The organism is Salmonella sp. A1325, assembly GCF_056991255.1.
The window spans coordinates 1-26,140 of record NZ_JAMLWO010000019.1 but is presented as its reverse complement, the minus strand read 5'-3'; the positions used below and the strand labels follow the sequence as shown (position 1 = coordinate 26,140).

General features: G+C 50.7%; 46 protein-coding genes and 1 pseudogene. 7 read left to right on the top strand and 40 right to left on the bottom strand.

Features of this window, described 5'->3' with window-relative positions; translation table 11 throughout:
- Positions 1-248: 248 nt before the first annotated feature.
- Entirely contained in the window at positions 249-803 is a 555-nt protein-coding gene (locus tag NAZ64_RS21970) for a gamma carbonic anhydrase family protein (RefSeq protein ID WP_001285632.1), read from the top strand.
- On the opposite strand, the gene NAZ64_RS21965 is transcribed toward NAZ64_RS21970, so the two are convergent.
- From NAZ64_RS21965 to dprA, 6 genes are read right to left on the bottom strand one after another with little or no spacing between them, the layout of a single operon-like run.
- Positions 779-1,036 (bottom strand): DUF1488 family protein, encoded by a 258-nt coding sequence (locus tag NAZ64_RS21965; protein ID WP_001070575.1) that lies wholly within the window; start codon positions 1,034-1,036, stop codon positions 779-781. The two genes, NAZ64_RS21970 and NAZ64_RS21965, sit on opposite strands and share 25 nt — an antisense overlap.
- The gene (gene aroE / locus NAZ64_RS21960) at positions 1,033-1,851 is read right to left on the bottom strand and encodes a shikimate dehydrogenase (protein ID WP_000451205.1); all 819 of its coding nucleotides are present in this window, start codon (positions 1,849-1,851) and stop codon (positions 1,033-1,035) included. Before aroE ends, NAZ64_RS21965 begins: the two co-directional genes overlap by 4 nt.
- A gap of 4 nt (positions 1,852-1,855) precedes the next feature.
- Entirely contained in the window at positions 1,856-2,428 is a 573-nt protein-coding gene (tsaC, locus tag NAZ64_RS21955) for an L-threonylcarbamoyladenylate synthase type 1 TsaC (RefSeq protein ID WP_001063613.1), read from the bottom strand.
- Positions 2,429-2,432: 4 nt separating this feature from the next.
- Complete coding sequence (locus NAZ64_RS21950; protein WP_115285620.1) at positions 2,433-2,963, bottom strand: DNA topoisomerase family protein; 531 nt, start codon at positions 2,961-2,963, stop codon at positions 2,433-2,435.
- 26 nt (positions 2,964-2,989) lie between these two features.
- The gene (smg, locus tag NAZ64_RS21945) at positions 2,990-3,463 is read right to left on the bottom strand and encodes a DUF494 family protein Smg (RefSeq protein WP_000460663.1); all 474 of its coding nucleotides are present in this window, start codon (positions 3,461-3,463) and stop codon (positions 2,990-2,992) included.
- Positions 3,435-4,559 carry a DNA-protecting protein DprA gene (gene dprA, locus NAZ64_RS21940; protein WP_000124533.1) on the bottom strand — a complete coding sequence of 375 codons (1,125 nt, stop codon included), beginning with the start codon at positions 4,557-4,559 and terminating at the stop codon, positions 3,435-3,437. The genes smg and dprA overlap by 29 nt, the downstream gene beginning before the upstream one ends.
- Before the next feature lie 131 nt (positions 4,560-4,690).
- Between dprA and def the strand changes: the two genes are divergently transcribed.
- The 5 genes from def to mscL all read left to right on the top strand — a co-directional run bounded on the left by def (position 4,691) and on the right by mscL (position 9,457).
- Entirely contained in the window at positions 4,691-5,200 is a 510-nt protein-coding gene (gene def / locus NAZ64_RS21935) for a peptide deformylase (RefSeq protein ID WP_000114987.1), read from the top strand.
- A 15-nt stretch (positions 5,201-5,215) separates the two neighbouring features.
- Entirely contained in the window at positions 5,216-6,163 is a 948-nt protein-coding gene (gene fmt / locus NAZ64_RS21930) for a methionyl-tRNA formyltransferase (protein ID WP_001285165.1), read from the top strand.
- A gap of 51 nt (positions 6,164-6,214) precedes the next feature.
- Positions 6,215-7,504 (top strand): 16S rRNA (cytosine(967)-C(5))-methyltransferase RsmB, encoded by a 1,290-nt coding sequence (rsmB, locus tag NAZ64_RS21925; protein WP_076935736.1) that lies wholly within the window; start codon positions 6,215-6,217, stop codon positions 7,502-7,504.
- A gap of 21 nt (positions 7,505-7,525) precedes the next feature.
- Positions 7,526-8,902, top strand: coding sequence for a Trk system potassium transporter TrkA (trkA, locus tag NAZ64_RS21920; RefSeq protein WP_000691374.1), 1,377 nt, complete (start codon positions 7,526-7,528; stop codon positions 8,900-8,902).
- 141 nt (positions 8,903-9,043) lie between these two features.
- On the top strand, positions 9,044-9,457 hold the full coding sequence (mscL, locus tag NAZ64_RS21915) for a large-conductance mechanosensitive channel protein MscL (RefSeq protein WP_000008119.1): 414 nt from the start codon (positions 9,044-9,046) through the stop codon (positions 9,455-9,457).
- Position 9,458: 1 nt separating this feature from the next.
- Here mscL and NAZ64_RS21910 read toward each other — a convergent pair.
- The 31 genes and pseudogenes from NAZ64_RS21910 to rpsJ all read right to left on the bottom strand — a co-directional run.
- Positions 9,459-9,662, bottom strand: a pseudogene (locus NAZ64_RS21910) (alternative ribosome-rescue factor A); the annotation flags it as partial.
- Positions 9,663-9,719: 57 nt separating this feature from the next.
- Positions 9,720-10,145 carry a Zn(2+)-responsive transcriptional regulator gene (gene zntR, locus NAZ64_RS21905; RefSeq protein WP_000285588.1) on the bottom strand — a complete coding sequence of 142 codons (426 nt, stop codon included), beginning with the start codon at positions 10,143-10,145 and terminating at the stop codon, positions 9,720-9,722.
- 10 nt (positions 10,146-10,155) lie between these two features.
- The gene (locus NAZ64_RS21900; RefSeq protein WP_058331624.1) at positions 10,156-10,524 is read right to left on the bottom strand and encodes a DnaJ family domain-containing protein; all 369 of its coding nucleotides are present in this window, start codon (positions 10,522-10,524) and stop codon (positions 10,156-10,158) included.
- 107 nt (positions 10,525-10,631) lie between these two features.
- Complete coding sequence (rplQ, locus tag NAZ64_RS21895; RefSeq protein ID WP_001216370.1) at positions 10,632-11,015, bottom strand: 50S ribosomal protein L17; 384 nt, start codon at positions 11,013-11,015, stop codon at positions 10,632-10,634.
- A gap of 40 nt (positions 11,016-11,055) precedes the next feature.
- Positions 11,056-12,045: a DNA-directed RNA polymerase subunit alpha gene (locus tag NAZ64_RS21890; protein ID WP_001162094.1), complete on the bottom strand. Its 990-nt coding sequence runs from the start codon at positions 12,043-12,045 to the stop codon at positions 11,056-11,058.
- A 25-nt stretch (positions 12,046-12,070) separates the two neighbouring features.
- Positions 12,071-12,691, bottom strand: a complete 621-nt coding sequence (gene rpsD, locus NAZ64_RS21885) for a 30S ribosomal protein S4 (RefSeq protein WP_220569602.1) — start codon at positions 12,689-12,691, stop codon at positions 12,071-12,073.
- A 33-nt stretch (positions 12,692-12,724) separates the two neighbouring features.
- Positions 12,725-13,114 carry a 30S ribosomal protein S11 gene (gene rpsK / locus NAZ64_RS21880; RefSeq protein WP_001029758.1) on the bottom strand — a complete coding sequence of 130 codons (390 nt, stop codon included), beginning with the start codon at positions 13,112-13,114 and terminating at the stop codon, positions 12,725-12,727.
- Positions 13,115-13,130: 16 nt separating this feature from the next.
- Positions 13,131-13,487 carry a 30S ribosomal protein S13 gene (rpsM, locus tag NAZ64_RS21875; RefSeq protein WP_000090780.1) on the bottom strand — a complete coding sequence of 119 codons (357 nt, stop codon included), beginning with the start codon at positions 13,485-13,487 and terminating at the stop codon, positions 13,131-13,133.
- A gap of 146 nt (positions 13,488-13,633) precedes the next feature.
- Positions 13,634-13,750: a 50S ribosomal protein L36 gene (rpmJ, locus tag NAZ64_RS21870; RefSeq protein WP_000868187.1), complete on the bottom strand. Its 117-nt coding sequence runs from the start codon at positions 13,748-13,750 to the stop codon at positions 13,634-13,636.
- A gap of 31 nt (positions 13,751-13,781) precedes the next feature.
- Complete coding sequence (secY, locus tag NAZ64_RS21865; protein WP_001118864.1) at positions 13,782-15,113, bottom strand: preprotein translocase subunit SecY; 1,332 nt, start codon at positions 15,111-15,113, stop codon at positions 13,782-13,784.
- Positions 15,114-15,120: 7 nt separating this feature from the next.
- Positions 15,121-15,555, bottom strand: coding sequence for a 50S ribosomal protein L15 (rplO, locus tag NAZ64_RS21860; RefSeq protein WP_001238917.1), 435 nt, complete (start codon positions 15,553-15,555; stop codon positions 15,121-15,123).
- Between the two features lie 3 nt (positions 15,556-15,558).
- Positions 15,559-15,738 carry a 50S ribosomal protein L30 gene (rpmD, locus tag NAZ64_RS21855; RefSeq protein ID WP_001140434.1) on the bottom strand — a complete coding sequence of 60 codons (180 nt, stop codon included), beginning with the start codon at positions 15,736-15,738 and terminating at the stop codon, positions 15,559-15,561.
- A 3-nt stretch (positions 15,739-15,741) separates the two neighbouring features.
- Positions 15,742-16,245, bottom strand: coding sequence for a 30S ribosomal protein S5 (gene rpsE, locus NAZ64_RS21850; RefSeq protein WP_000940121.1), 504 nt, complete (start codon positions 16,243-16,245; stop codon positions 15,742-15,744).
- A gap of 14 nt (positions 16,246-16,259) precedes the next feature.
- On the bottom strand, positions 16,260-16,613 hold the full coding sequence (rplR, locus tag NAZ64_RS21845; RefSeq protein ID WP_000358956.1) for a 50S ribosomal protein L18: 354 nt from the start codon (positions 16,611-16,613) through the stop codon (positions 16,260-16,262).
- Positions 16,614-16,622: 9 nt separating this feature from the next.
- Entirely contained in the window at positions 16,623-17,156 is a 534-nt protein-coding gene (rplF, locus tag NAZ64_RS21840; RefSeq protein WP_000091939.1) for a 50S ribosomal protein L6, read from the bottom strand.
- Positions 17,157-17,168: 12 nt separating this feature from the next.
- The gene (gene rpsH, locus NAZ64_RS21835) at positions 17,169-17,561 is read right to left on the bottom strand and encodes a 30S ribosomal protein S8 (RefSeq protein ID WP_000062611.1); all 393 of its coding nucleotides are present in this window, start codon (positions 17,559-17,561) and stop codon (positions 17,169-17,171) included.
- 33 nt (positions 17,562-17,594) lie between these two features.
- On the bottom strand, positions 17,595-17,900 hold the full coding sequence (gene rpsN, locus NAZ64_RS21830) for a 30S ribosomal protein S14 (RefSeq protein WP_001118932.1): 306 nt from the start codon (positions 17,898-17,900) through the stop codon (positions 17,595-17,597).
- 14 nt (positions 17,901-17,914) lie between these two features.
- Positions 17,915-18,454 carry a 50S ribosomal protein L5 gene (gene rplE, locus NAZ64_RS21825; RefSeq protein WP_001096206.1) on the bottom strand — a complete coding sequence of 180 codons (540 nt, stop codon included), beginning with the start codon at positions 18,452-18,454 and terminating at the stop codon, positions 17,915-17,917.
- A gap of 14 nt (positions 18,455-18,468) precedes the next feature.
- The gene (gene rplX / locus NAZ64_RS21820; protein ID WP_000729185.1) at positions 18,469-18,783 is read right to left on the bottom strand and encodes a 50S ribosomal protein L24; all 315 of its coding nucleotides are present in this window, start codon (positions 18,781-18,783) and stop codon (positions 18,469-18,471) included.
- Positions 18,784-18,793: 10 nt separating this feature from the next.
- On the bottom strand, positions 18,794-19,165 hold the full coding sequence (gene rplN, locus NAZ64_RS21815; protein ID WP_000613954.1) for a 50S ribosomal protein L14: 372 nt from the start codon (positions 19,163-19,165) through the stop codon (positions 18,794-18,796).
- A gap of 163 nt (positions 19,166-19,328) precedes the next feature.
- Positions 19,329-19,583 (bottom strand): 30S ribosomal protein S17, encoded by a 255-nt coding sequence (gene rpsQ / locus NAZ64_RS21810; RefSeq protein ID WP_000130101.1) that lies wholly within the window; start codon positions 19,581-19,583, stop codon positions 19,329-19,331.
- Positions 19,583-19,774 carry a 50S ribosomal protein L29 gene (gene rpmC, locus NAZ64_RS21805; RefSeq protein WP_000644742.1) on the bottom strand — a complete coding sequence of 64 codons (192 nt, stop codon included), beginning with the start codon at positions 19,772-19,774 and terminating at the stop codon, positions 19,583-19,585. The genes rpsQ and rpmC overlap by 1 nt, the downstream gene beginning before the upstream one ends.
- Entirely contained in the window at positions 19,774-20,184 is a 411-nt protein-coding gene (gene rplP, locus NAZ64_RS21800; RefSeq protein ID WP_000941208.1) for a 50S ribosomal protein L16, read from the bottom strand. Before rplP ends, rpmC begins: the two co-directional genes overlap by 1 nt.
- A 12-nt stretch (positions 20,185-20,196) precedes the next feature.
- Positions 20,197-20,898: a 30S ribosomal protein S3 gene (gene rpsC / locus NAZ64_RS21795; RefSeq protein ID WP_000529945.1), complete on the bottom strand. Its 702-nt coding sequence runs from the start codon at positions 20,896-20,898 to the stop codon at positions 20,197-20,199.
- A gap of 17 nt (positions 20,899-20,915) precedes the next feature.
- Positions 20,916-21,248 (bottom strand): 50S ribosomal protein L22, encoded by a 333-nt coding sequence (gene rplV, locus NAZ64_RS21790; protein WP_000447529.1) that lies wholly within the window; start codon positions 21,246-21,248, stop codon positions 20,916-20,918.
- Positions 21,249-21,262: 14 nt separating this feature from the next.
- Positions 21,263-21,541, bottom strand: a complete 279-nt coding sequence (rpsS, locus tag NAZ64_RS21785) for a 30S ribosomal protein S19 (RefSeq protein WP_001138115.1) — start codon at positions 21,539-21,541, stop codon at positions 21,263-21,265.
- 16 nt (positions 21,542-21,557) lie between these two features.
- A complete protein-coding gene (gene rplB / locus NAZ64_RS21780; protein ID WP_000301869.1) occupies positions 21,558-22,379 on the bottom strand; it encodes a 50S ribosomal protein L2 in 822 nt (273 codons plus the stop codon).
- A gap of 17 nt (positions 22,380-22,396) precedes the next feature.
- Entirely contained in the window at positions 22,397-22,699 is a 303-nt protein-coding gene (gene rplW, locus NAZ64_RS21775) for a 50S ribosomal protein L23 (RefSeq protein WP_000617546.1), read from the bottom strand.
- On the bottom strand, positions 22,696-23,301 hold the full coding sequence (rplD, locus tag NAZ64_RS21770; protein WP_000424395.1) for a 50S ribosomal protein L4: 606 nt from the start codon (positions 23,299-23,301) through the stop codon (positions 22,696-22,698). The genes rplW and rplD overlap by 4 nt, the downstream gene beginning before the upstream one ends.
- Before the next feature lie 10 nt (positions 23,302-23,311).
- The gene (gene rplC / locus NAZ64_RS21765) at positions 23,312-23,941 is read right to left on the bottom strand and encodes a 50S ribosomal protein L3 (protein WP_000579838.1); all 630 of its coding nucleotides are present in this window, start codon (positions 23,939-23,941) and stop codon (positions 23,312-23,314) included.
- 32 nt (positions 23,942-23,973) lie between these two features.
- On the bottom strand, positions 23,974-24,285 hold the full coding sequence (gene rpsJ, locus NAZ64_RS21760; RefSeq protein ID WP_001181005.1) for a 30S ribosomal protein S10: 312 nt from the start codon (positions 24,283-24,285) through the stop codon (positions 23,974-23,976).
- A 379-nt stretch (positions 24,286-24,664) separates the two neighbouring features.
- Between rpsJ and hopD the strand changes: the two genes are divergently transcribed.
- Complete coding sequence (gene hopD / locus NAZ64_RS21755; protein ID WP_000495847.1) at positions 24,665-25,132, top strand: prepilin peptidase; 468 nt, start codon at positions 24,665-24,667, stop codon at positions 25,130-25,132.
- On the opposite strand, the gene bfr is transcribed toward hopD, so the two are convergent.
- The 3 genes from bfr to NAZ64_RS21740 all read right to left on the bottom strand — a co-directional run.
- Entirely contained in the window at positions 25,129-25,605 is a 477-nt protein-coding gene (gene bfr, locus NAZ64_RS21750) for a bacterioferritin (RefSeq protein WP_000675530.1), read from the bottom strand. The genes hopD and bfr overlap by 4 nt on opposite strands.
- A 72-nt stretch (positions 25,606-25,677) precedes the next feature.
- Positions 25,678-25,872, bottom strand: coding sequence for a bacterioferritin-associated ferredoxin (gene bfd, locus NAZ64_RS21745; protein WP_000289082.1), 195 nt, complete (start codon positions 25,870-25,872; stop codon positions 25,678-25,680).
- Positions 25,873-26,056: 184 nt separating this feature from the next.
- The coding region (locus tag NAZ64_RS21740; protein ID WP_000740160.1) for an EF-Tu C-terminal domain-related protein at positions 26,057-26,140 on the bottom strand (84 nt) is incomplete at its 5' end.

The following is a 26,140-nucleotide window of genomic DNA, read 5'->3' as shown; positions in this document are numbered from 1 at the left end:
ATTTTTCTCTTCAACCGACCGGCTGTTTGTGTGAAGTGATTCACATCCGCCGTGTCGATGGAGGCGCATTATAGGGATCCCATTTTTTTGCACAAGCGTTTTTTGGATCTTTTTTTCTGTTTGTTGATTTTTCATCCCTTTCGCTCCATTCCTGCGCAAAGTGGCGATTTTTTGATGCTATCTCCCCTTGCACAACGCCGTTAAAGCAACCAAAGTCTTCATGACTATTCATTTATGATGAGGTAGACATGTCTGACACATTACGTCCTTATAAGGATCTTTTTCCTGAAATCGGTCAGCGCGTGATGATCGATACCAGCAGCGTGGTTATTGGCGATGTCCGTCTGGCGGATGATGTCGGGATCTGGCCGCTTGTGGTGATTCGCGGCGATGTGAATTACGTTGCGATAGGGGCTCGTACGAACATTCAGGATGGCAGCGTTCTTCACGTAACCCACAAGTCTCCATCCAATCCACACGGCAACCCATTAATCATTGGCGAAGATGTTACCGTTGGCCATAAAGTTATGCTGCACGGCTGTACCATCGGTAAACGCGTACTGGTCGGTATGGGCTCCATTGTGCTGGATGGCGCGATAATAGAAGATGACGTAATGATTGGCGCGGGAAGCCTGGTGCCGCAGCACAAACGGCTGGAAAGTGGCTATTTATATCTTGGCAGTCCGGTAAAACAGATCCGCCCCCTGAGCGATGCTGAGAGATCGGGCCTGCAGTACTCCGCCAATAACTATGTAAAATGGAAAGACGACTATCTTTCTCAGGATAACCATATCCAACCGTGATCGTCTTCCTGCTGGGCCAGGATTAATGCTTCAGCCTCTTCTTCCAGGTCCCAGCGATACTCACGAAAAATGGCCAGCCATTGCTCCGCTGTTTCTCCACCAAAGCGATACGCCAGTACATCTTTTTTTATTGCACACGTGAGTTGCATCCCATTAACCAGGGCGGGAAAGATGACAGCGCTGGCGGCAGTATCCCATTCTTCGCGGTCAGGAAATTGTATGGCCTGGTTCACGCTAATAATTCCTGCTGTAGCAGCTCAATCACTGGCTCGACCTGCGGTAATACACCGTGCCAAAGCAAAACGGCATGTGCAGCCTGCCCCACCAGCATTCCCAGCCCATCTGCGTAGCGTTTTGCGCCCTGTTGTACACACCAGGAGAGAAATGGCGTATTCCCTTTTTGATAGAACATGTCATAGCAACAGAGGGAAGGGTGAATAAGTGACGCCGGAATCGCCGGGATTTCGCCCCGTATGCCGCTGGAGGTCGCATTAATAATCAGGTCAAACTCACAACCATCCAGCTTGTCCATATCCGTGGCATGAACGCTGCCGGTATGAGCAAAGATTTTCGCCAACGCTTCGGCACGTGAAGCTGTACGGTTAGTGATAGTGACCGCGCAATCCAAAGAAAGCAGAGGTAACAGCACGCCCCGGGATGCGCCGCCCGCGCCAATCAGCAAAATACGCCATCCTGGGCGGATAAAATTTAAACGTTTGAGATCGCTTAATAAACCGATACCGTCAGTATTGTCGCCAAGCAAACGACCATCTTCCAGCCGTTTTAATGTATTGACTGCTCCCGCCAGCGATGCTCGTTCCGTTAACTCATCCGATCGCGCAAACGCCTCCTCTTTAAAAGGTACTGTGATGTTTGCGCCTTTTCCCCCTGCCGCGAAAAAGGCATCAAGCGTATTAATGAAATTATTAATAGGGGCCAGCACGCGACCATAGGGGTGAACAATATCTAGCTGCTGAGCAAACTGCTGATGAATAAATGGCGATTTGCTGTGAGCAATCGGATTTCCAAAAACAGCATAGGTTTCCATCATATTACCCCTGTCGAAACAGTTCGCCCGTCAGAGCATCGCGAATTTCTGAAGGATTTAGACGCCCACCCGTTGCGCCTTCAACCACCGGAAAATCATCACCAAATTGCGCACGCACCTCTTCAACGGTACGGCATGGCGGTAATCCGCTCAGATTGGCGCTGGTGGAAACCAGCGGTTTGCCATACGCATTGCATAGCGCGACCACCAGCGGGTGGTTGGTAACACGAACGGCCAGGGAATCAAAACGTCCCGTGAGCCACCGCGGCGTTGTCGCGGGCGCAGGAAAAACAAACGTTACCGGCCCGGGCCAGCAATCAAATACCGCTTTACGCTGTGCGGCGGTAAGTATGCTGTCATCAATATAAGGTTTTAACTGCTCAAAGCTGGCGGCAATCAAAATGAGTCCCTTATCGACGGGCCGTTGTTTTAACGCCAGCAGGCGCGTAACGGCTGTTTCACTATCGGGATCGCAGCCGACGCCGAAAACGGCTTCTGTTGGATAAGCGATGACATTTTCTTTATTCAGGAGATCTACCGCCGCGGCGATAGATCCTGTTGGCAGGTTATTATTCACTTGTTTATTCCACCGGAACCGGCTTTCCACATTGTTTACTGGCGCAAAAGCGCTTCGTTTTCTTTTCGATGAGTAGCGGATAATGGCACTCGGGGCATTCCCCCGCAACCGGTGTGAAGTTAATGACGAACTGACATTCCGGGTAGCGATCGCAGGAATGAAAGATTTTACCGTAACGAGAACGGCGCTGGACCAAATGTCCTTGCTGGCAGGCTGGACAGGCAATCGCCGTTTCATCCGGTTTATCAATAACCACTGTATGTTCACATTGCGGATACTGACTGCATCCGATGAACATGCCAAAGCGCCCCTGACGCAGCACCAGTACGGCGCCACACTCAGGACACAGTTGCCCCTCCAGAATTTTAACGATATGTCCGTCCGCCTGACTTTTCAGCGGACGAACATAATCGCATTCCGGATAGCGAGAACAGCCGAGAAACGGACCATGTTTCCCGGAGCGAATTACCAGTTCGGCCCCGCACTGCGGGCAGGGCTCATTTTTACGCACCGAAAACAGTGCTGATTTAGCCATATTCACTCATGCAGCATTAACACCTATCAATGCAGCATACCTTCATTTACCTCAAAGAGTAATTCTTCCATTTGCTGATAGGCGTTTTCACAGCCCGGAATGTTGAATAACACCATCAAAATAACCCATTTCAAGTCTTCCAGGTCAAACTCTGCGGTATCCAGCGCCAGCACACGCTCAATCACCATTTCTCGTGTTTCGAGGTTTAGCACCTGAATCTGCTCAAGGAATAACAGGAACCCCCGGCAACTGGCATCAAGCCTTTCACACTCTTCAACCGTATAAATGCGCATTGAAAGAGGGTCGGAAGCAAGTTGCATGGGTTCCGCGAGGCCATCCTGATAGTCAGCGAGTTTTTCCAGCCACAGCAGCGCATTGTAGATGTCTTCGCGATCAAACCCGGCGTCGGTGAGATCACGCTCCAGTCTGTCCTGATCCACGCGCAGCTCGGCTTCGTTATGGATGTATGTTTCAAACAAATACATTAGTACGTCGAACATGGCTTGCCCTCCTTAATCGGACATAGCCGCCGGGTACAGCTGCGATCCATCCTGCTAACTCCAGTTCGAGTAGCTGAGCCACTACCGCTGGCACAGGTTGGCCGGCACGTTCAGCGACGACGTCAACAGGTGTTACCTCATCTCCTACGTTAGCCAGGAGCTCAGGAAATGGCAATGCTGCCTCATCCTGATTTAGTGAATAAAGTGAATTTTCCGCCGTAGTTGGCAACCAGTGTAAGCCGTATTGCAAATTTTCCAGAATATCCTCCGGCGTCGTCACAAGCGTGGCCCCTTGTTTAATTAACCAGTGTGTGCCTTCGCTTCCCGGACTACCGATTGGGCCTGGTAATGCAAAAACGTCCCGCCCCTGTTCAAGCGCGCAGCGCGCCGTCACCAACGAACCGCTGCGCAACGCCGCCTCAATCACCAGCACGCCTTTGCTCAGTCCGCTGATGATACGGTTTCTACGAGGAAAATTTTGCGGTAGCGGAGGCGTTGAAAGCGGAAATTCTGAGACCACTGCGCCGCCAGTGGCAATCAAGTTTTCAGCCAGCACGGCATGTCGGCGAGGATAAATCTTTGCCAAACCATTCCCTAACACCGCTACACTTTTTCCCCCCATACTCACCGCGGCGTTGTGTGCTACGCCATCAATTCCCCGGGCAAGGCCGCTGGTGATCGTCAAACCGCTTTTCGCAAGGCTTTCGCAAAGCAGACGTCCCCAGCGTTCTCCATACCAGGAGTGGCTCCGGCTTCCTACGACGGCAAGTTGGCAGGTATGCAGACAGGCAGGATCGCCGTCAATAAAAATAGCGCCGGGATAATCGTCAATAGCACGCAGCTGGGGAGGATAAATTTCACTATCCGCACACAGAAAATGGTGCTGCGGTAGTTCAAGCCAGCGTAATGTCTCATCAAGCACACCTGCTGGAAGCTGTAAAAAACGTTCAGCTTGCCGCGCGGTAAGACCAGCTTCCTGAAGGTGCGTGCGATTTATCTGAGGCTGGCGAATAAGCGAATTCGCCATGTTCAACATCGCCTCGCCATAAAGGTCGCCGACGTACATTAAACGTAACCAAATTTCGGTACGGGCCATCCTTTCCCTCCCCTGCCACAAGCAGTCTGAACAATCTTTGCGATTGGTCACTGATGCTGTCAATCAGGTGGGGATTTGTCTAGAATAGAGGTAATAATCTTTTCAACTCCTGAACACAACTCTGGATAATTATGTCAGTTTTGCAAGTGTTACATATTCCGGACGAGCGCCTTCGCAAAGTCGCAAAGCCGGTTGAAGAAGTGAATGCAGAAATTCAGCGTATCGTCGATGATATGTTCGAAACGATGTACGCGGAAGAAGGTATCGGTCTGGCCGCAACGCAGGTCGATATCCACCAGCGGATCATCGTGATTGACGTTTCGGAAAACCGCGACGAGCGCCTGGTACTCATTAACCCGGAATTGCTGGAGAAAAGTGGCGAAACGGGTATAGAAGAAGGCTGTCTGTCGATTCCGGAACAGCGCGCTTTAGTGCCGCGCGCCGAGAAAGTGAAAATCCGCGCGCTGGATCGCGACGGCAACCCGTTTGAGCTTGAAGCGGATGGTTTGCTGGCAATCTGCATTCAGCATGAGATGGATCACCTGGTCGGTAAACTGTTTATCGATTATTTGTCGCCGCTGAAACAACAACGTATTCGTCAGAAAGTAGAAAAACTCGACCGCCTGAACGCCCGGGCTTAAAGGACAAGAACCAACGTGTCAGATTCACTACGTATTATTTTTGCGGGTACACCTGACTTTGCAGCGCGTCATCTCGACGCGCTGTTAACTTCTGGACATAACGTTGTCGGCGTATTTACCCAACCCGATCGTCCAGCAGGTCGCGGCAAAAAGTTGATGCCCAGCCCGGTAAAAGTGCTGGCGGAAGAAAAAGGCCTGCCCGTTTTCCAGCCCGTGTCGCTTCGTCCTCAGGAAAACCAGCATCTGGTTGCTGACTTACATGCCGACGTCATGGTTGTCGTAGCATATGGTCTGATTCTCCCAAAGGCAGTGCTGGATATGCCCCGTCTCGGATGTATCAACGTTCACGGTTCGCTGCTTCCACGCTGGCGCGGCGCGGCGCCTATTCAGCGCTCACTCTGGGCAGGCGATGCGGAAACCGGCGTCACAATTATGCAGATGGATGTAGGGCTGGATACCGGCGACATGCTGTATAAACTTGCGTGCCCGATTACCGCAGAAGATACCAGTGGCTCACTGTATAATAAGTTGGCTGAACTTGGCCCGCAGGGGTTAATTACCACACTAAAACAACTGGCGGACGGCACAGCGACGCCTGAAGCGCAGAATGAAGCGCTGGTCACTCATGCGGAAAAGCTCAGTAAAGAAGAAGCGCGTATCGACTGGTCTCTCTCCGCAGCACAGCTGGAGCGTTGCATTCGCGCCTTTAATCCGTGGCCAATGAGCTGGCTGGAAATCGACGGCCAGCCGGTAAAAGTCTGGCAGGCATCCGTCATAGAGGACGCCACGCAGTCGCTGCCGGGAACCATTCTGGCCGCGACGAAACAGGGCATTCAGGTTGCAACAGGCAAGGGGATATTAAATTTGCTTTCGCTTCAGCCTGCCGGCAAAAAAGCGATGAGCGCCCAGGATCTGTTAAATTCACGCAGGGAATGGTTTATTCCTGGTAACCGTCTTGCCTGACGGTCACGTCTTTATACGCCCGGTGTTACCGGGCATTTTTATTTTATACATATGAAAAAACAAAACAATTTACGTAGTCTGGCGGCACAGGCCGTTGAACAGGTCGTCGAGCAGGGACAATCATTAAGTAATGTGCTCCCGCCGCTGCAACAAAAAGTCGCCGATAAAGACAAAGCGCTACTTCAGGAGCTGTGCTTTGGCGTCCTGCGCACCCTTTCACAGCTGGAATGGCTGATCAATAAGCTGATGTCTCGTCCAATGACCGGCAAGCAGCGTACAGTGCATTACTTAATTATGGTTGGCTTTTATCAGTTGCTGTACACCCGCGTCCCTCCCCATGCGGCGCTGGCTGAAACCGTTGAAGGCGCGGTCGCCATCAAACGTCCGCAGTTGAAAGGGTTAATTAACGGCGTCCTGCGCCAGTTCCAGCGCCAGCAGGAAACGTTGCTTAATGAGTTTGCGACCAGCGATGCGCGCTTTTTACATCCCGGTTGGCTGGTAAAGCGTTTGCAAAATGCCTACCCCACACAGTGGCAACGCATTATTGAAGCGAATAACCAGCGTCCACCGATGTGGCTACGTGTAAATCGTACACACCACACCCGCGACGGTTGGCTTGGCTTACTTGAAGACGCAGGCATGAAGGGATATCCGCATCCCGATTATCCCGACGCTGTACGTCTGGAAACGCCAGCTCCGGTACATGCTTTACCCGGTTTTGCTGAGGGTTGGGTAACTGTCCAGGATGCCTCTGCGCAGGGATGTGCGGTTTTTCTCGCTCCTCAGAACGGTGAGCACATTTTAGACTTGTGCGCCGCGCCCGGCGGTAAAACCACGCATATTCTCGAAGTGGCCCCCGAAGCAGATGTGTTGGCGGTTGATATTGATGAACAACGGCTCTCCCGCGTTTACGACAACCTAAAGCGTCTTGGGATGAAAGCGACAGTTAAACAAGGGGATGGACGTTATCCCGCCCAATGGTGCGGCGAGCAGCAGTTTGACCGTATTCTGCTGGATGCGCCCTGCTCCGCAACCGGCGTCATTCGCCGTCATCCAGATATCAAATGGCTGCGTCGCGATCGCGATATCGCGGAACTGGCGCAATTACAGGCGGAGATTCTTGATGCCGTCTGGCCGCGCCTGAAGCCCGGCGGGACGCTGGTTTACGCCACCTGTTCCGTACTGCCGGAAGAAAACCGCGATCAGATCAAAGCCTTTTTGCAACGCACTCCCGATGCCGCGCTCAGCGAAACGGGAACACCTGATCAGCCAGGACAGCAGAATCTGCCGGGCGGCGAAGAAGGTGATGGGTTCTTTTACGCTAAGCTAATCAAGAAGTGATGAGATAACGGGCCACGACTGATGAAAATTATCATACTGGGCGCAGGGCAAGTTGGCGGAACACTGGCGGAAAACCTGGTCGGCGAAAACAACGACATCACGGTGGTTGATACCAACGGCGAACGGTTACGCAGTTTGCAAGATAAGTTCGATCTACGCGTAGTTCAGGGGCATGGTTCGCATCCCCGCGTGTTGCGCGAAGCGGGCGCTGACGATGCGGATATGCTGGTCGCTGTCACCAGTTCAGATGAAACTAATATGGTTGCCTGTCAGGTAGCCTATTCACTCTTCAACACTCCAAACCGTATCGCCCGCATTCGCTCCCCGGACTATGTTCGCGATGCGGATAAACTCTTTCATTCTGAAGCGGTTCCGATTGATCATCTGATCGCGCCGGAGCAGTTGGTTATCGATAATATTTATCGTCTGATCGAGTATCCAGGAGCATTACAGGTTGTAAACTTTGCCGAAGGGAAAGTCAGTCTGGCAGTAGTAAAAGCCTACTATGGCGGTCCACTAATAGGTAACGCGCTCTCGACAATGCGAGAGCATATGCCGCATATCGATACCCGCGTTGCCGCAATTTTCCGCCATGACAGACCAATCCGTCCTCAGGGCTCGACTATCGTGGAAGCAGGGGATGAAGTCTTCTTTATTGCGGCTTCACAGCATATCCGTGCAGTAATGAGCGAATTACAGCGTCTGGAAAAACCCTACAAGCGCATCATGCTGGTGGGCGGCGGCAATATCGGCGCCGGGCTGGCAAGGCGTCTGGAAAAAGACTATAGCGTTAAATTGATCGAACGCGATCAACAACGCGCCGCAGAACTGGCTGAGAAACTGCAAAACACGATCGTCTTTTTTGGCGACGCTTCCGATCAGGAATTGCTGGCGGAGGAGCATATTGATCAGGTCGATCTCTTTATCGCGGTCACTAACGATGATGAAGCCAATATCATGTCCGCGATGTTGGCTAAGCGGATGGGTGCCAAAAAAGTGATGGTGCTGATTCAGCGTCGAGCTTATGTCGATCTTGTGCAGGGTAGCGTTATAGATATTGCGATTTCTCCGCAGCAGGCCACCATCTCTGCATTACTGAGCCATGTGCGTAAAGCAGATATCGTCGGCGTTTCCTCACTACGTCGCGGGGTTGCCGAAGCCATCGAAGCCGTCGCGCACGGCGATGAAAGCACTTCCCGCGTGGTTGGCCGCGTCATTGACGAAATTAAACTGCCGCCAGGCACCATTATTGGCGCGGTCGTTCGCGGTAATGATGTCATGATTGCTAATGACAATTTGCGCATTGAACAAGGCGATCACGTCATTATGTTTTTGACCGATAAAAAGTTTATTACCGACGTCGAACGTCTGTTCCAGCCAAGTCCTTTCTTCCTCTAATTTAAGGGGCGCTCATTCAGCGCCCTTTTTAATTCCATTTATTTATCAAGGTTTAATTTATTTCGCTAAACAGAAGCCGTAAATGGAAAATGCCTTAGCATTTGTTAAACTTATAACGTCAGCTGCATAGGGAGAATAAAAATGAGTTTTATTAAAGAATTTCGCGAATTCGCGATGCGCGGGAATGTTGTGGATTTGGCAGTGGGTGTCATTATTGGCGCGGCATTCGGTAAGATTGTTTCTTCACTGGTTGCCGATATCATTATGCCGCCGTTGGGATTGTTAATCGGCGGGATCGACTTTAAACAATTTGCTTTTACGTTACGCGAAGCGCAGGGAGATATTCCGGCGGTCGTCATGCATTACGGCGTGTTTATCCAGAACGTATTTGATTTTGTGATTGTGGCCTTTGCTATCTTTGTTGCCATTAAGCTTATCAACAGACTCAACCGTAAAAAAGCAGAAGAGCCGGCAGCTCCGCCAGCGCCTTCTAAAGAGGAAGTGTTATTGGGCGAAATCCGCGATCTGCTGAAAGAACAAAATAACCGTTCTTAATAAGCAGAAGGCCAGTGGTAAAAAAGTCACTTACTTTCTTGCCACTGGCCTCCCAGTTCCCTCGATTACCGTGTTTACCTTTACGCAGATAACTTCCTTTGCCTTTCTTATTTTTTTCAACGCGTTGCCTGAAAAGGGGATCGTGCAGTAATGCCTCAATGGCATTGTCCTTTATCTGCCCTTTCTTATGTTGATAACGACTCATAATGTCTCCCGATTGTATAAATTAACGGCGCGAGTGTAGCCCTGCCGGTTCAATAAATCAACATCCTGATTTCGCCCCACTGGCCCCCTGCTCCAGGGCTTCCAGAATGGAACAATAGACGCTACTGTGGGCCGTTCCGCAACAAGCATCATTAAGCCTTTGTAACGAACGCTGCATCGTTTGCAGTTCCGCAATCCTGGCTTCAACCTCCTGCAATCGCTCTTGCACAATACTTTTTGACTCCTGACAGGTATGGTGCTCAGGATCAATTCGGATCGATAAAAGTTCACGGATCGACTCAAGCGTGAAACCCAACTGCCGCGCATAACGAATAAACTTGAGACGCTGCAGATCGTTTTCGGTATACAGGCGAAATCCACCTTCAGTACGTACCTCATGATCCATCATCTGCTGTTTTTCATAGTAGCGAATGGTATCAGGCGTTACGTCTGCCAGCTTTGCCAGCTCACCAATGCGATACATACAAGCTCCGTTAATTATCGTTGATTTTATGCAGCAGTTTTTCTGCATACTCACCGTGTAAAAAGTCGGTACTCAACCCAGCCTGCCGAAGTTTTAGTTCAAGCAGCGAGAGCTGGCGACTAACCTGATGGTATCGAGGGTCATCTTCCCGGATACTGTTGAGGATATCAAGTAACTGAATAGCATCTCTGCGCTGCTCCAGTTCAGGGGGAAGACAGCCCGCATTCTTGAGTAAGCGATAACCCGCACGAAGTTCCGCCGGCACATGAGAATCATCATCCAGAATAAGCGGCTCGCCGCGGCCAGGCAGATTATCAAACTCGCCTTTACTCTGTGCCTCGATAATATGACGCTCTGCCCACTGGTCAAGTAACCACATACGTCGCTCCAGGGATTGAACGAAAAGAATACAATTATTGTAGATATGTGGGGTTCAGGAGGGTATAAAAAAACCCGCCGAAGCGGGTTTTTTTACGTTACTACAGATTACTCTGCAGCAGCTTCTGTTTTCTCTGAACGATCAACCAGCTCGATGTATGCCATCGGCGCGTTGTCGCCTGCACGGAAGCCACACTTCAGAATGCGAGTGTAACCACCGGCGCGGCTCGCGAAACGCGGGCCCAGCTCGTTAAACAGTTTTGCCACGATCTCGTTATCACGAGTACGGGCGAATGCCAGACGACGATTAGCAACGCTATCAGTCTTGGCAAGAGTAATCAGCGGCTCAACTACGCGACGCAGCTCTTTCGCTTTAGGCAGGGTCGTCTTGATGATTTCATGACGAACCAGTGAACCTGCCATGTTGCGGAACATAGCCTGGCGATGGCTGCTGTTGCGGTTCAGTTGACGACCACTCTTACGATGGCGCATGACCTTATCCTTCTCAGTAAAACCTTAACCTGTGATCCGGTTACTCGTCAGCGATGCTTGCCGGTGGCCAGTTTTCCAGGCGCATACCCAGAGACAGTCCACGGGAAGCCAGCACGTCTTTAATCTCGGTAAGAGATTTTTTACCCAGGTTAGGCGTCTTAAGAAGCTCAACCTCGGTACGCTGTACCAGATCACCGATATAGTGGATAGCTTCTGCCTTGAGGCAGTTAGCAGAGCGGACAGTCAATTCCAGATCGTCAACAGGGCGCAGCAGGATCGGATCGAATTCTGGTTTCTCTTCTTTCACTTCCGGTTGACGTACATCACGTAAATCAACGAAAGCTTCCAGTTGTTCAGCCAGGATGGTTGCCGCACGACGAATCGCCTCTTCAGGATCGATTGTGCCGTTGGTTTCCATTTCGATGACCAGCTTGTCCAGGTCGGTACGCTGTTCTACACGCGCTGCTTCAACATTGTAGGCAATACGCTCTACAGGGCTGTAGCAGGCGTCGACCAGCAGACGGCCGATTGGGCGCTCATCTTCTTCCGAATGAATTCGGGTAGAAGCCGGCACATAACCACGACCGCGCTGAACTTTGATACGCATACTAATAGACGCGTTTTCATCGGTCAGGTGGCAGATCACGTGCTGCGGCTTGACGATTTCGACATCCCCATCATGGGTGATATCGGCTGCAGTCACAGGGCCAATGCCAGATTTATTCAAGGTAAGAATAACTTCATCTTTACCCTGAACTCTCACCGCCAGCCCTTTCAGGTTGAGCAGGATTTCCAGGATGTCTTCCTGAACGCCTTCTTTGGTGCTGTACTCATGTAGTACACCATCAATCTCAACCTCGGTCACCGCGCAACCCGGCATCGATGAGAGCAGAATACGGCGCAGTGCGTTACCCAGAGTATGGCCGAAGCCACGCTCTAAAGGCTCAAGGGTCACCTTGGCGTGCGTCGAACTCACTTGCTCGATATCTACCAGGCGCGGTTTTAGAAACTCTGTCACAGAACCCTGCATTGTGTCCTCTCTTTGGTACTAAGCTTTACTTGGAGTAAAGCTCGACGATCAGGTGTTCGTTAATGTCCGCAGACAGATCAGAACGCTCAGGCTTACGCTTGTACGTACCTTCCATCTTGCTAGCATCAACTTCCAGCCAGGTTGGCTTTTCACGCTGCTCAGCCAGCTCCAGAGCGGCTTTCACGCGAGACTGCTTCTTCGCTTTCTCACGAATGCTAACAACGTCATTCGGACTAACCTGATAAGAAGCGATGTTAACAACACGACCGTTTACCATAATTGCTTTATGGCTAACCAGCTGACGTGCTTCTGCACGAGTGGCGCCGAAGCCCATACGGTATACAACGTTGTCCAGACGACCTTCCAGCAGAGCCAACAGGTTTTCACCGGTGTTGCCTTTCAGACGTGCTGCTTCTTTGTAGTAGTTACGGAACTGACGCTCCAGCACACCGTAAATGCGGCGAACTTTTTGCTTTTCACGCAACTGCACACCATAGTCAGACAGACGCGGCTTACGCGCACCGTGCTGGCCAGGAGCTTGTTCAATTTTACACTTGGTATCGATCGCGCGAACGCCAGACTTAAGGAATAAGTCGGTGCCCTCACGACGGCTCAGCTTGAGCTTAGGACCCAAATATCTTGCCATTTTCTTTCTCCAACTAACCTGGAAAACGAAGCGTTATACGCGACGTTTTTTCGGCGGACGACAACCGTTATGAGGGATCGGAGTCACATCAGTAATATTAGTGATGCGGAAACCAGCGGCGTTCAGAGCACGAATAGTAGATTCGCGGCCTGGACCCGGACCTTTAACCATAACTTCCAGATTCTTGATGCCGTATTCTTTCACGGCGTCAGCGCAACGCTCTGCTGCAACCTGAGCTGCAAACGGAGTGGATTTGCGAGAACCACGGAAACCGGAACCACCGGCTGTTGCCCAACCCAGCGCATTACCCTGACGATCGGTAATAGTCACGATGGTGTTGTTGAAAGAAGCATGGATATGAGCCACGCCGTCAGAGACTTGTTTTCTTACACGTTTACGTGCGCGAACTGGTGCCTTTGCCATTATTCAATCACCCCGATTATTTCTTGATCGGTTTGCGCGGACCCTTACGGGTACGAGCGTTGGTCTTGGTACGCTGACCGCGAACCGGGAGACCACGACGATGACGCAAACCGCGATAGCAACCAAGATCCATCAGGCGCTTGATGCTCATGCTGATTTCACGGCGCAGATCACCTTCAACGACAAATTTGGCAACTTCGTCACGCAGCGTGTCGATTTGTTCTTCAGACAGCTCACTGATCTTAACATTTTCAGCGATACCCGCTGCAGCCAGGATGGCTTTAGAACGGGTCTTGCCGACACCGTAGATCGAAGTTAACGCGATCACGGCGTGTTTCTGATCAGGAATGTTAATGCCTGCTATACGGGCCACTATGCACTCCTACTATTTAATATGTACGTACCATGCTGAAAAGCCCGTTTTCAGGATACTCAAATGGAAACGTACAGACATACAAAAGATTGGCTGGCTAATCTAGCCAGCTCAACCCAACTTTGCAAGAAAAATATGCGAAAAAATCAGCCTTGGCGCTGTTTATGCTTCGGCTCGGCACTGCAAATCACACGGATGACACCATCACGCTTAACGATTTTGCAGTTACGGCATAATTTCTTGACGGAAGCACGAACTTTCATTTTTACTCTCCGTAACTTCTCAGGCGACCAATTAACGGCCGTAGCCTTTCAGGTTCGCCTTCTTCAATGCAGACTCATACTGACTGGACATCATCAGAGTTTGCACTTGAGCCATAAAGTCCATAATCACGACAACAACGATAAGCAGTGAGGTCCCACCGAAGTAGAACGGCACTTTCATTGCATCACGCATGAACTCCGGGATCAGGCAGATAAAGGTAATATACAGCGCACCAACCAGGGTCAGGCGGGTCATTACTTTATCGATATACTTCGCCGTTTGCTCTCCCGGACGAATTCCTGGTACAAATGCACCGGACTTCTTCAGGTTATCTGCTGTTTCACGCGGGTTGAAAACCAACGCCGTGTAGAAGAAACAGAAGAAGATGATTGCAGACGCATAGAGTAACACATAAAGCGGTTGCCCAGGCTGCAAATACAGCGAAATTGTTGTCAGCCAGTTCCAACCAGTACCGCCCCCGAACCATGACGCGATGGTCGCCGGGAACAGAATAATACTGGAAGCGAAGATTGCCGGGATTACCCCCGCCATATTCACTTTCAGCGGTAAATGTGTGCTCTGTGCAGCATAGACACGACGACCTTGCTGACGTTTGGCGTAGTTTACCACAATACGGCGTTGACCACGTTCAACGAATACTACAAAGAACGTCACTGCAAATACTAATACTGCAACCAACAGCAACACGAGGAAGTGCAGGTCGCCTTGACGCGCTTGCTCGATAGTATGGGCAATGGCTGGCGGGAGTCCCGCAACGATACCAGCGAAGATGATGATTGAGATACCGTTACCGATACCGCGCTCAGTAATCTGTTCGCCGAGCCACATCAGGAACATGGTTCCTGTAACCAGACTTACAACAGCGGTGAAATAGAATGCAAAGCCTGGATTCATCACCAGGCCCTGCATACCAGGCATATTCGGCAAACCGGTAGCAATACCGATCGACTGGAATATCGCCAGCACCAGAGTACCGTAACGGGTGTACTGGCTGATCTTACGACGACCAGACTCCCCTTCTTTCTTAATTTCTGCCAGCGTTGGATGAACCACCGTCAACAGCTGGATAATGATCGACGCCGAAATATACGGCATGATCCCCAGGGCAAAGATAGAAGCACGGCTGAGAGCACCACCAGAGAACATGTTAAACATTTCAATGATGGTGCCTCGCTGTTGCTCAAGCAGTTTGGCAAGTACAGCGGCATCAATACCAGGGATCGGAATAAAAGAGCCAATACGGAACACAATCAGCGCGCCGATAACAAACAGCAGTCTGCGTTTCAGCTCACCTAAGCCACCTTTGGCACTTTGAAAATCTAATCCCGGTTGTTTAGCCATCTGCTACTTATTCCTCGATTTTACCGCCAGCAGCTTCGATAGCAGCACGAGCGCCTTTAGTAACACGCAGGCCACGAACAGTTACCGGAGTAGTGACTTCGCCAGCCAGGATCACTTTCGCGAACTCGATCTGGATACCGATAATGTTTGCCGCTTTCAGCGTGTTCAGGTCTACAACGCCGCCTTCTACTTTCGCCAGGTCAGACAGACGAACTTCGGCTGTAATCGCTGCTTTGCGAGAAGTGAAGCCGAATTTCGGCAGACGACGGTACAGAGGCATCTGACCACCCTCGAAACCGCGACGTACGCCACCGCCAGAACGAGACTTCTGACCTTTGTGACCACGACCACCGGTTTTACCGAGGCCAGAACCGATACCACGACCCAGGCGTTTACCCGCCTTTTTGGAGCCTTCGGCCGGAGACAGAGTATTTAAACGCATCTCTTACTCCTCAACTTTAACCATGAAGGAAACCGCGTTGACCATACCACGAACAGCAGGAGTATCCTCGCGCTCTACGGTGTGGCCAATACGACGCAGACCCAGGCCAAGCAGCGTTGCCTTGTGTTTCGGCAGACGACCGATTGCACTGCGGGTTTGAGTAATTTTAATAGTCTTTGCCATGGTTTATTTCCCCAGAATTTCTTCAACGGATTTACCACGCTTGGCAGCGACCATTTCTGGAGAATTCATATTTTCCAGGCCATCAATAGTTGCACGAACCACGTTGATCGGGTTGGTGGAACCGTATGCTTTAGCCAGAACGTTATGAACCCCAGCAACTTCCAGAACGGCGCGCATTGCACCACCGGCGATGATACCGGTACCTTCGGAAGCTGGCTGCATGAATACACGAGACCCCGTGTGAACACCTTTAACCGGGTGCTGCAGGGTGCCGTTGTTCAGCGCGACGTTAATCATATTGCGACGGGCTTTTTCCATCGCTTTCTGGATCGCTGCTGGAACTTCACGCGCTTTACCGTAACCAAAACCTACGCGACCGTTACCATCGCCTACTACAGTCAGAGCTGTGAAGGAGAAAATACGACCACCTTTAACGGTTTTAGATACGCGGTTTACCGCGATCAGCTTTTCCTGCAGTTCGCCAGCTTGTTTTTCGATGTGAGCCATCTTACACCTCTACCTTAGAACTGAAGGCCAGCTTCACGGGCAGCATCTGCCAGTGCCTGGACACGACCATGATATTGGAACCCGGAACGGTCAAAGGACACATCTTTGATGCCTTTTTCCAGAGCGCGTTCAGCGACAGCTTTACCCACAGCTGCAGCCGCGTCTTTGTTACCGGTGTACTTCAGTTGTTCAGCGATAGCTTTTTCTACAGTAGAAGCAGCTACCAGAACTTCAGAACCGTTCGGTGCAATTACCTGTGCGTAAATATGACGCGGGGTACGATGTACCACCAGGCGAGTTGCGCCCAGCTCTTTGAGCTTGCGGCGTGCGCGGGTCGCACGACGGATACGAGCAGATTTCTTATCCATAGTGTTACCTTACTTCTTCTTAGCCTCTTTGGTACGCACGACTTCGTCGGCGTAACGAACACCCTTGCCTTTGTAAGGCTCAGGACGACGGTAGGCGCGCAGATCTGCTGCAACCTGGCCGATCACCTGCTTATCAGCGCCTTTCAGCACGATTTCAGTTTGAGTCGGACATTCAGCAGTAATACCTGCCGGCAGCTGATGGTCAACCGGGTGAGAGAAACCTAAAGACAGGTTTACTACATTCCCTTTAACCGCTGCACGATAACCTACACCAACCAGCTGCAGCTTCTTAGTGAAGCCTTCGGTAACACCGATAACCATTGAGTTCAGCAGGGCACGCGCGGTACCAGCCTGTGCCCAACCGTCTGCGTAACCATCACGCGGACCGAAGGTCAGTGCATTATCTGCATGTTTAACTTCAACAGCATCGTTGAGAGTACGAGTCAGCTCGCCGTTTTTACCTTTGATCGTAATAACCTGACCGTTGATTTTGACATCAACGCCGGCAGGAACAACGACCGGTGCTTTAGCAACACGAGACATTTTTTCCTCCGATTAGGCTACGTAGCAGATAATTTCGCCACCAAGACCAGCCTGGCGCGCTGCACGATCAGTCATAACACCTTTAGAGGTAGAAACAACTGCGATACCCAGACCGGCCATAACTTTCGGCAGCTCATCTTTACGTTTGTAGATGCGCAGGCCTGGGCGGCTGACACGCTGAATGCTTTCTACAACAGCTTTACCCTGGAAATACTTAAGAGTCAGTTCCAGTTCCGGCTTGGTGTCGCCTTCAACTTTAAAATCTTCAATAAAACCTTCTTCCTTCAGCACGTTGGCAATTGCCACTTTCAGCTTGGAGGAAGGCATGGTGACCGCAGCTTTGTTCGCGGCCTGACCGTTACGGATACGGGTCAGCATATCCGCGATCGGATCTTGCATGCTCATCTGTCTTTACTCCCGTGATTCAATTGGTGACAATTACCAGCTAGCCTTTTTCAGACCCGGAATTTCACCGCGCATAGCGGCTTCACGGACCTTAATACGGCTCAACCCGAACTTCCGCAGGAAAGCGTGCGGACGACCAGTTTGACGGCAGCGGTTACGCTGACGTGACGGGCTGGAATCACGCGGCAGAGTCTGCAGCTTAAGAACCGCATTCCAACGATCTTCGTCGGTTGCGTTCACATCAGAGATGATCGCTTTCAGTTCAGCGCGTTTCGCGAAGTATTTATCAGCTAAAGCTACGCGTTTTACTTCGCGTGCTTTCATTGATTGCTTAGCCATTTAGTAACCCTACCTTACTTGCGGAACGGGAAGTCAAAGGCAGCCAGCAGAGCACGGCCTTCTTCGTCAGATTTCGCAGTAGTGGTAATGGTAATATCCAAACCACGAACGCGGTCGACTTTATCGTAGTCGATTTCTGGGAAGATGATCTGCTCACGGACACCCATGCTGTAGTTACCACGACCGTCGAATGACTTAGCGGACAAGCCACGGAAGTCACGGATACGAGGAACAGCAATAGTGATCAGGCGCTCAAAGAACTCCCACATGCGTTCGCCACGCAGAGTTACTTTACAGCCGATCGGATAGCCCTGACGGATTTTGAAGCCTGCAACAGATTTGCGTGCTTTGGTGATCAACGGTTTTTGACCGGAGATTGCTGTCAGGTCTGCTGCTGCGTTATCCAGCAGTTTCTTGTCAGCGATCGCTTCACCAACACCCATGTTCAGGGTGATCTTCTCGACCCGAGGGACTTGCATGACAGAATTGTAGTTAAACTCAGTCATGAGTTTGTTAACTACTTCGTCTTTGTAGTAATCATGCAGTTTCGCCATCGTACTACTCCAAATTACTTGATAGTTTCGCTGTTAGACTTGAAGAAACGGACTTTTTTGCCGTCTTCGAATCTAAAGCCTACACGGTCAGCCTTGCCGGTTGCCGCATTGAAGATTGCAACGTTAGAAACCTGAATTGCAGCTTCTTTTTCAACGATGCCGCCCGGTTGGTTCAGAGCCGGAACCGGCTTCTGGTGTTTCTTAACCAGGTTGATACCTTCAACAATGACCTTGCCGGAAGACAGGACATTCTTAACTTTACCGCGTTTACCTTTATCTTTACCGGTTAACACGATAACTTCGTCATCACGACGGATTTTCGCTGCCATGATTCGCTCCTTAGAGTACTTCTGGTGCCAGAGAGATAATTTTCATGAACTTCTCGTTACGAAGTTCACGAGTTACCGGCCCAAAAATACGCGTACCGATAGGCTGCTCGCTGTTATTGTTTAAAATAACGCATGCATTACCATCGAAGCGAATGACAGAACCGTCCGGGCGACGAACACCCTTCTTGGTGCGCACCACTACCGCCTTCAGCACATCACCTTTTTTGACCTTACCACGCGGAATCGCTTCTTTGATGGTGATCTTAATGATGTCGCCTACGCCTGCGTAGCGACGGTGCGAGCCACCCAGAACCTTGATACACATTACGCGACGTGCACCGGAGTTGTCGGCGACGTTCAGCATAGTCTGTTCTTGGATCATTTTAGTGCTCCGCTAATGTCAACTACTACTGAGACCCGAAAATCAGGTCGTTAAAAAAACCCCATATCGAGGGCGCGGCATTATAACACCGCAAATCAGATATGGGTAGAAAAAATAAACGGCCCATCGCTGAGCCGTTTATTCGTTGAGAATGCGTACTGTATTACAGAACCGCTTTCTCTACAACGCGAACCAGAGTCCAGGATTTGGTCTTGGACAGCGGACGGCATTCGCGGATTTCAACCACGTCGCCGATACCGCATTCGTTGTTCTCGTCATGTACGTGCATTTTGGTCGTACGCTTGATGAATTTACCGTAGATCGGGTGTTTCACAAAACGTTCGATAGCAACAACAATGGATTTCTCCATTTTGTCGCTAACCACGCGACCTTGCAGAGTACGGATTTTATCGGTCATTACGCACCCGCCTTCTCAGTCAGTAAAGTCTTAACGCGTGCGACATCACGACGCACTTGCTTCAACAGGTGAGACTGTTGCAGCTGGCCACTTGCAGCCTGCATACGCAGGTTGAACTGCTCACGCAGCAGGTTCAGTAGCTCGGTGTTCAGCTCTTCAACGCTCTTCTCACGCAGCTCTTTTGCTTTCATTACATCACCGTCTTAGTTACAAAGGTGGTTTTAATCGGCAGTTTCGCTGCTGCCAGCTTGAATGCTTCACGGGCCAGCTCTTCCGGTACGCCGTCCATTTCATACAGGACTTTACCCGGCTGAATCAAGGCAACCCAATACTCCACGTTACCTTTACCTTTACCCATACGCACTGCCAGCGGCTTTTCAGTGATCGGTTTGTCCGGGAATACACGGATCCAGATCTTACCTTGACGCTTAACTGCACGGGTCATAGCACGACGTGCTGCTTCGATCTGACGGGCAGTCAGACGACCACGGCCAACAGCTTTCAGGCCGAAGCTGCCGAAGCTAACATCCGCGCCTGCAGCCAGACCACGGTTGCGGCCTTTGTGCATTTTACGGAATTTTGTACGCTTTGGTTGTAACATCAGCGACGCTCCTTATTTACGGCCTTTACGCTGCTGCTTTTTCGGTTGAGCAGCCGGTTTTTCCGGTTGTTCAACAGCAGCCATACCACCCAGGATCTCGCCTTTGAAGATCCACACTTTAACGCCGATTACACCATAAGTGGTGTGCGCTTCAGAGGTGTTGTAGTCGATGTCAGCACGCAGAGTGTGCAGCGGTACGCGACCTTCGCGGTACCATTCGGTACGTGCGATTTCCGCGCCGCCCAGACGGCCGCTAACTTCAACTTTGATACCTTTAGCGCCCAGACGCATGGCGTTCTGTACAGCACGCTTCATCGCACGACGGAACATAACGCGACGTTCCAGCTGAGAAGTGATGCTGTCAGCAACCAGTTTAGCGTCCAGTTCAGGTTTACGAACTTCGGCGATATTGATCTGTGCAGGAACGCCAGCGATATCCGCTACGACCTTACGCAGTTTTTCTACGTCTTCACCTTTTTTACCGATAACGATACCCGGGCGAGCAGTGTGAATAGTCACACGGATGCTCTTAGCCGGACGCTCGATAACGATACGAGATACAGACGCTTTAGCCAGTTCCTTCGTCAGGTACTGACGTACTTTAAAATCGCTGTCCAGGTTGTCAGCGAATTCTTTGGTGTTCGCAAACCAGGTAGAGTTCCATGGTTTTACAATACCCAGGCGAATACCATTAGGATGTACTTTCTGACCCATTGCTAGTCTCCAGAGTCTCAGCGATCGGACACAACCACAGTGATGTGGCTGGTGCGCTTCAGGATGCGATCTGCACGACCTTTTGCACGCGGCATAATGCGCTTCATGCTCGGGCCTTCGTCTACGAAAATTTTCGTAACTTTCAGATCGTCAATGTCAGCGCCATCGTTGTGTTCAGCGTTAGCAATGGCAGATTCCAGAACTTTCTTGACCAGTACAGCCGCTTTCTTGTTGGTGTAGGTCAGAATATCCAGAGCCTGCGACACTTTCTTACCGCGAATCAGGTCAGCAACAAGGCGAACCTTCTGAGCAGAAGAACGAGCATGGCGATGTTTAGCGATAGTTTCCATCTCTTCCTCCTACCTTATTTCTTCTTCGCTTTTTTATCAGCAGCGTGGCCGCGATAAGTACGAGTCGGTGCGAATTCACCCAGTTTGTGACCGACCATTTCGTCGGAAACAAATACCGGAACGTGCTGACGACCATTATGGACAGCGATGGTCAAACCGATCATGTTAGGAAAGATCGTTGAACGACGGGACCAAGTGCGCAGGGGCTTCTTGTCTCCGCTTTCCACCGCTTTCTCTACCTTCTTCAGCAAGTGCAGGTCAATAAAAGGACCTTTCTTGAGAGAACGTGGCATGGCTTATCCTCTAAAATTATTTGCTACGGCGACGTACGATGAATTTATCAGTACGCTTGTTGCTGCGGGTCTTCTTACCTTTGGTCTGAACGCCCCACGGAGTTACCGGGTGCTTACCAAAGTTACGACCTTCACCACCACCATGTGGGTGGTCTACTGGGTTCATCGCAGTACCGCGAACGGTAGGACGAACGCCACGCCAGCGTGCAGCACCTGCTTTACCCAGAACGCGCAGCATATGCTCAGCATTGCCAACTTCGCCCAGGGTTGCACGGCAGTCTGCTTCGACTTTACGCATTTCACCAGAACGCAGACGCAGGGTGACATAAGCGCCATCGCGAGCAACGATCTGAACGTAAGTACCAGCGGAACGTGCCAGCTGACCGCCTTTACCTGGTTTCATTTCTACGTTATGAACGGTAGAACCAACCGGGATATTGCGCATCGGCAGGGTGTTGCCTGCTTTGATTGCAGCATCAACGCCAGACTGAATCTGGTCGCCAGCTTTCAGGCCTTTCGGGGCCAGGATGTAACGGCGTTCGCCGTCTTTGTACAGAACCAGCGCAATGTTCGCGGAACGGTTCGGATCGTACTCAAGACGTTCAACAACTGCCGGAATACCGTCTTTGTTGCGTTTGAAGTCAACAATACGATAAGCCTGTTTGTGACCACCACCGATATGACGAGTGGTGATACGGCCATTGTTGTTACGACCACCGGATTTGCTGTTTTTTTCAACCAGCGGAGCAAAAGGTTTGCCCTTGTGCAGCTCTGGGTTGACCACTTTAACGACGTGGCGACGACCCGGAGATGTCGGTTTACATTTAACAACTGCCATTGTATTACTCCTCCGACTTACTCAGCGCCGCCGACGAAGTCCAGATTCTGGCCTTCTTTCAGGGTGACGTAAGCTTTTTTCCAGTCGCTACGACGACCGATACGCTGTCCGTGACGTTTAACTTTCCCTTTAACTACTAGGGTGTTAACGACTTCGACTTCGACTTCAAACAGTTTCTGCACAGCAGCTTTGATTTCTGCTTTGGTCGCGTCTTTAGCAACTTTGAGAACGATGGTGTTGGTTTTTTCCATCGCAGTAGACGCTTTTTCAGAAACGTGCGGTGCGCGCAGCACCTTCAGCAGACGTTCTTCACGAATCATGCCAGCATCTCCTCAACTTGCTTAACAGCATCAGCAGTCATTACGACTTTGTCGAAGGCGATCAGGCTAACCGGGTCGATACCAGTCGCATCGCGTACGTCAACCTTGTGCAGGTTACGTGCGGCCAGGAACAGGTTCTCGTCCAGCTCACCGGTGATGATCAGCACATCTTCCAGAGCCATGTCTTTCAGTTTCTGTGCCAGCAGCTTAGTTTTCGGCGCTTCTACAGAGAACTTCTCGACAACGATCAGACGATCCTGACGTACCAGTTCGGACAGGATGCTTTTCAGCGCGCCGCGGTACATCTTCTTGTTAACTTTTTGACTGTGGTCCTGCGGACGAGCAGCGAAGGTCACGCCACCGGAACGCCAGATCGGGCTCTTGATAGAACCTGAACGCGCACGGCCAGTGCCTTTCTGGCGCCACGGTTTTTTACCGGAACCAGTTACTTCAGCACGAGTCTTCTGAGCACGAGTACCCTGACGAGCACCAGCTGCATAAGCAACAACAACCTGGTGAACCAGCGCTTCGTTGAAATCACGACCGAAGGTAGTTTCGGAAACAGTCAGCGCGCTCTGCGCGTCTTTCAATACTAATTCCATTGCTATCCCCTTACGCCTTCACAGCTGGTTTAACGATCAGGTCGCAACCGGTTGCACCCGGAACACCACCCTTAACCAGCAGCAGGTTGCGCTCAGCGTCAACGCGTACTACGTCAAGGCTCTGAACGGTTACGCGCTCATTACCCATCTGACCTGCCATTTTCTTGCCTTTGAACACTTTGCCCGGAGTCTGGTTCTGACCGATAGAACCCGGAACGCGGTGAGACAAGGAGTTACCGTGAGTAGCGTCCTGGGTACGGAAGTTCCAGCGCTTAACGGTACCAGCGAAACCTTTACCTTTAGAGGTACCGGTTACGTCAACTTTTTTAACGTCAGCAAACAGTTCAACGCTGATGCTCTGACCTACGGTGTATTCTTCGCCTTCAGCCAGACGGAATTCCCACAGACCACGGCCAGCTTCTACGCCAGCTTTAGCAAAGTGACCCGCTTCCGGCTTGGTGACACGGTTAGCTTTTTTAGCACCCGTAGTAACCTGAACAGCGCGGTAGCCATCGTTAGCCAGGTCTTTAACCTGAGTAACACGGTTTGCTTCAACTTCGATTACGGTTACTGGGATAGAGACGCCATCTTCAGTGAAGATGCGGGTCATACCCACTTTTTTACCGACTAAACCAATCATTGTATCAACCTCTCAATCGCTCGATGACCTGATTAACCCAGGCTGATCTGCACGTCTACACCGGCAGCCAGGTCCAGACGCATCAGAGCATCAACGGTTTTCTCGGTTGGCTCAACGATGTCAACCAGACGCTTGTGAGTGCGAATTTCGTACTGATCGCGCGCATCTTTGTTAACGTGCGGAGAGATCAGAACGGTAAAGCGCTCTTTGCGGGTCGGCAGCGGGATCGGACCGCGAACCTGCGCACCAGTGCGCTTGGCAGTCTCGACGATTTCCGCGGTTGATTGATCGATCAGACGATGATCAAACGCTTTCAGGCGGATACGGATTCTTTGGTTCTGCATGAGACCAGAGCTCCAATTATTTTATAAACGAAAATGATTACTCCTCACACCCATTACGATTGATGGGAGAGTGTAACCGTTCTTACGTAGCTCCCCGATTGGGAGCATTGTTAAATAGCCAAATCGGCTATTCGAGGTTCAAATCGAACCTGCCGTCAATTACGACAAGCCCGCGCATTATACGTAAATCTCAGCCTGACGCAAGTGTCGGATAGAAATTAAGCGCTTTATTCTTATGCGAGCATGATTCCAGGTGGTACGCATGGGATGGCAACGCGCATCTTTTCTTTGGAAGGCATCAGGCAAACCTGGCAATACGTCGTTGTCGCAGTCGCATAAATCTATAAAGGTGAGCACAAGCCTTGACGAGGATTTGCTTATGTTTGTTGCCCTCCCCTTTCTCATTTTTTATGCGTCGTTCTCTTTATTACTTGGCATATACGACGCGCGTACCGGACTGCTGCCTGACCGGTTTACCTGTCCATTACTGTGGGGGGGTCTGCTTTATCACCAGATTTGCCTGCCGGAGCGTTTACCGGATGCGCTTTGGGGTGCTATCGCCGGCTATGGCGGATTCGCGTTAATTTACTGGGGCTATCGCCTGCGTTATCAGAAAGAGGGGCTTGGATATGGCGACGTCAAGTACCTTGCAGCCTTAGGAGCGTGGCATTGTTGGGAAACACTACCGTTACTGGTTTTCCTTGCCGCCATGTTGGCCTGTGGCGGGTTTGGCGTCGCGCTACTGGTGAGAGGTAAATCGGCATTAATAAACCCGCTACCTTTTGGGCCATGGCTGGCAGTGGCGGGTTTCATAACAGGTTGGAAAGCTTTCTTTCCAGACGGTTAATCGGTAACCTTAATTTGTGATTGCAGATAATTTTGCATACCAAGTTTGGCAATCAAATCCAGCTCAGTTTCCAGCCAGTCGATGTGACCTTCCTCGTCGGCAAGAATTTCAATCATCATATCCCGGCTGACATAATCATGAACGCTATCGGCATAGGCTATTGCCTCACGTAGATCTTTTGCGCCTTCCAGTTCGAGCCGGAGATCCGATCGTAGCATCTCTTCGACATCTTCACCGATGCCCAGCTTGCCCAGATCCTGTAGGTTCGGTATGCCTTCCAGAAATAAAATACGCTCAATATACTTATCGGCGTGTTTCATCTCATCAATGGATTCATGGTACTCAACATCATTAAGCCGGGTCAGCCCCCAGTTTTTGAACATACGGGCATGAAGAAAATACTGATTAATTGCGACAAGCTCATTTCCCAATAGTTTATTGAGATAATTTATGATTTTAACATCACCTTTCATTTTATAGTCCCTCCGCTTCCACTCTCTAGAGCGTAGATGGGGCTACAGGGATGTCAAAAAAAAGAGTGTGACTCAGGCGATCTCTTTAAATTCCGGCATTTGCGTTAACTCATCCTGCATCACTTCTCGCGCGGCGCGAATACACTTACCACATTGATTTCCCACAGGAATAAATTTACGCAACTGTTGAAATGACTGTGGATGAAATTGTCGTACAGCCTGGCGGATTTTTTTATCGCTTATACCATTACACAAACAAACGTACATGATCGCTCCCGTTCAATTTCCGCACAAAGTGTAAATGAGAATGGTTATGATTACAATAGCACAAAGCGATTTACGCCATGGGAGAAGCGTTAAAAAGGGTGAATAAATATAACGGCGGCTAAATAGCAGGCAACAAAAAGGGCGCCGAAGCGCCCTCTTCAATTCAAAACTAATTAACGAGTAATTAGCCCAGAACTTTAGCAACAACGCCCGCGCCAACGGTACGGCCGCCTTCACGGATTGCGAAACGCAGACCGTCGTCCATTGC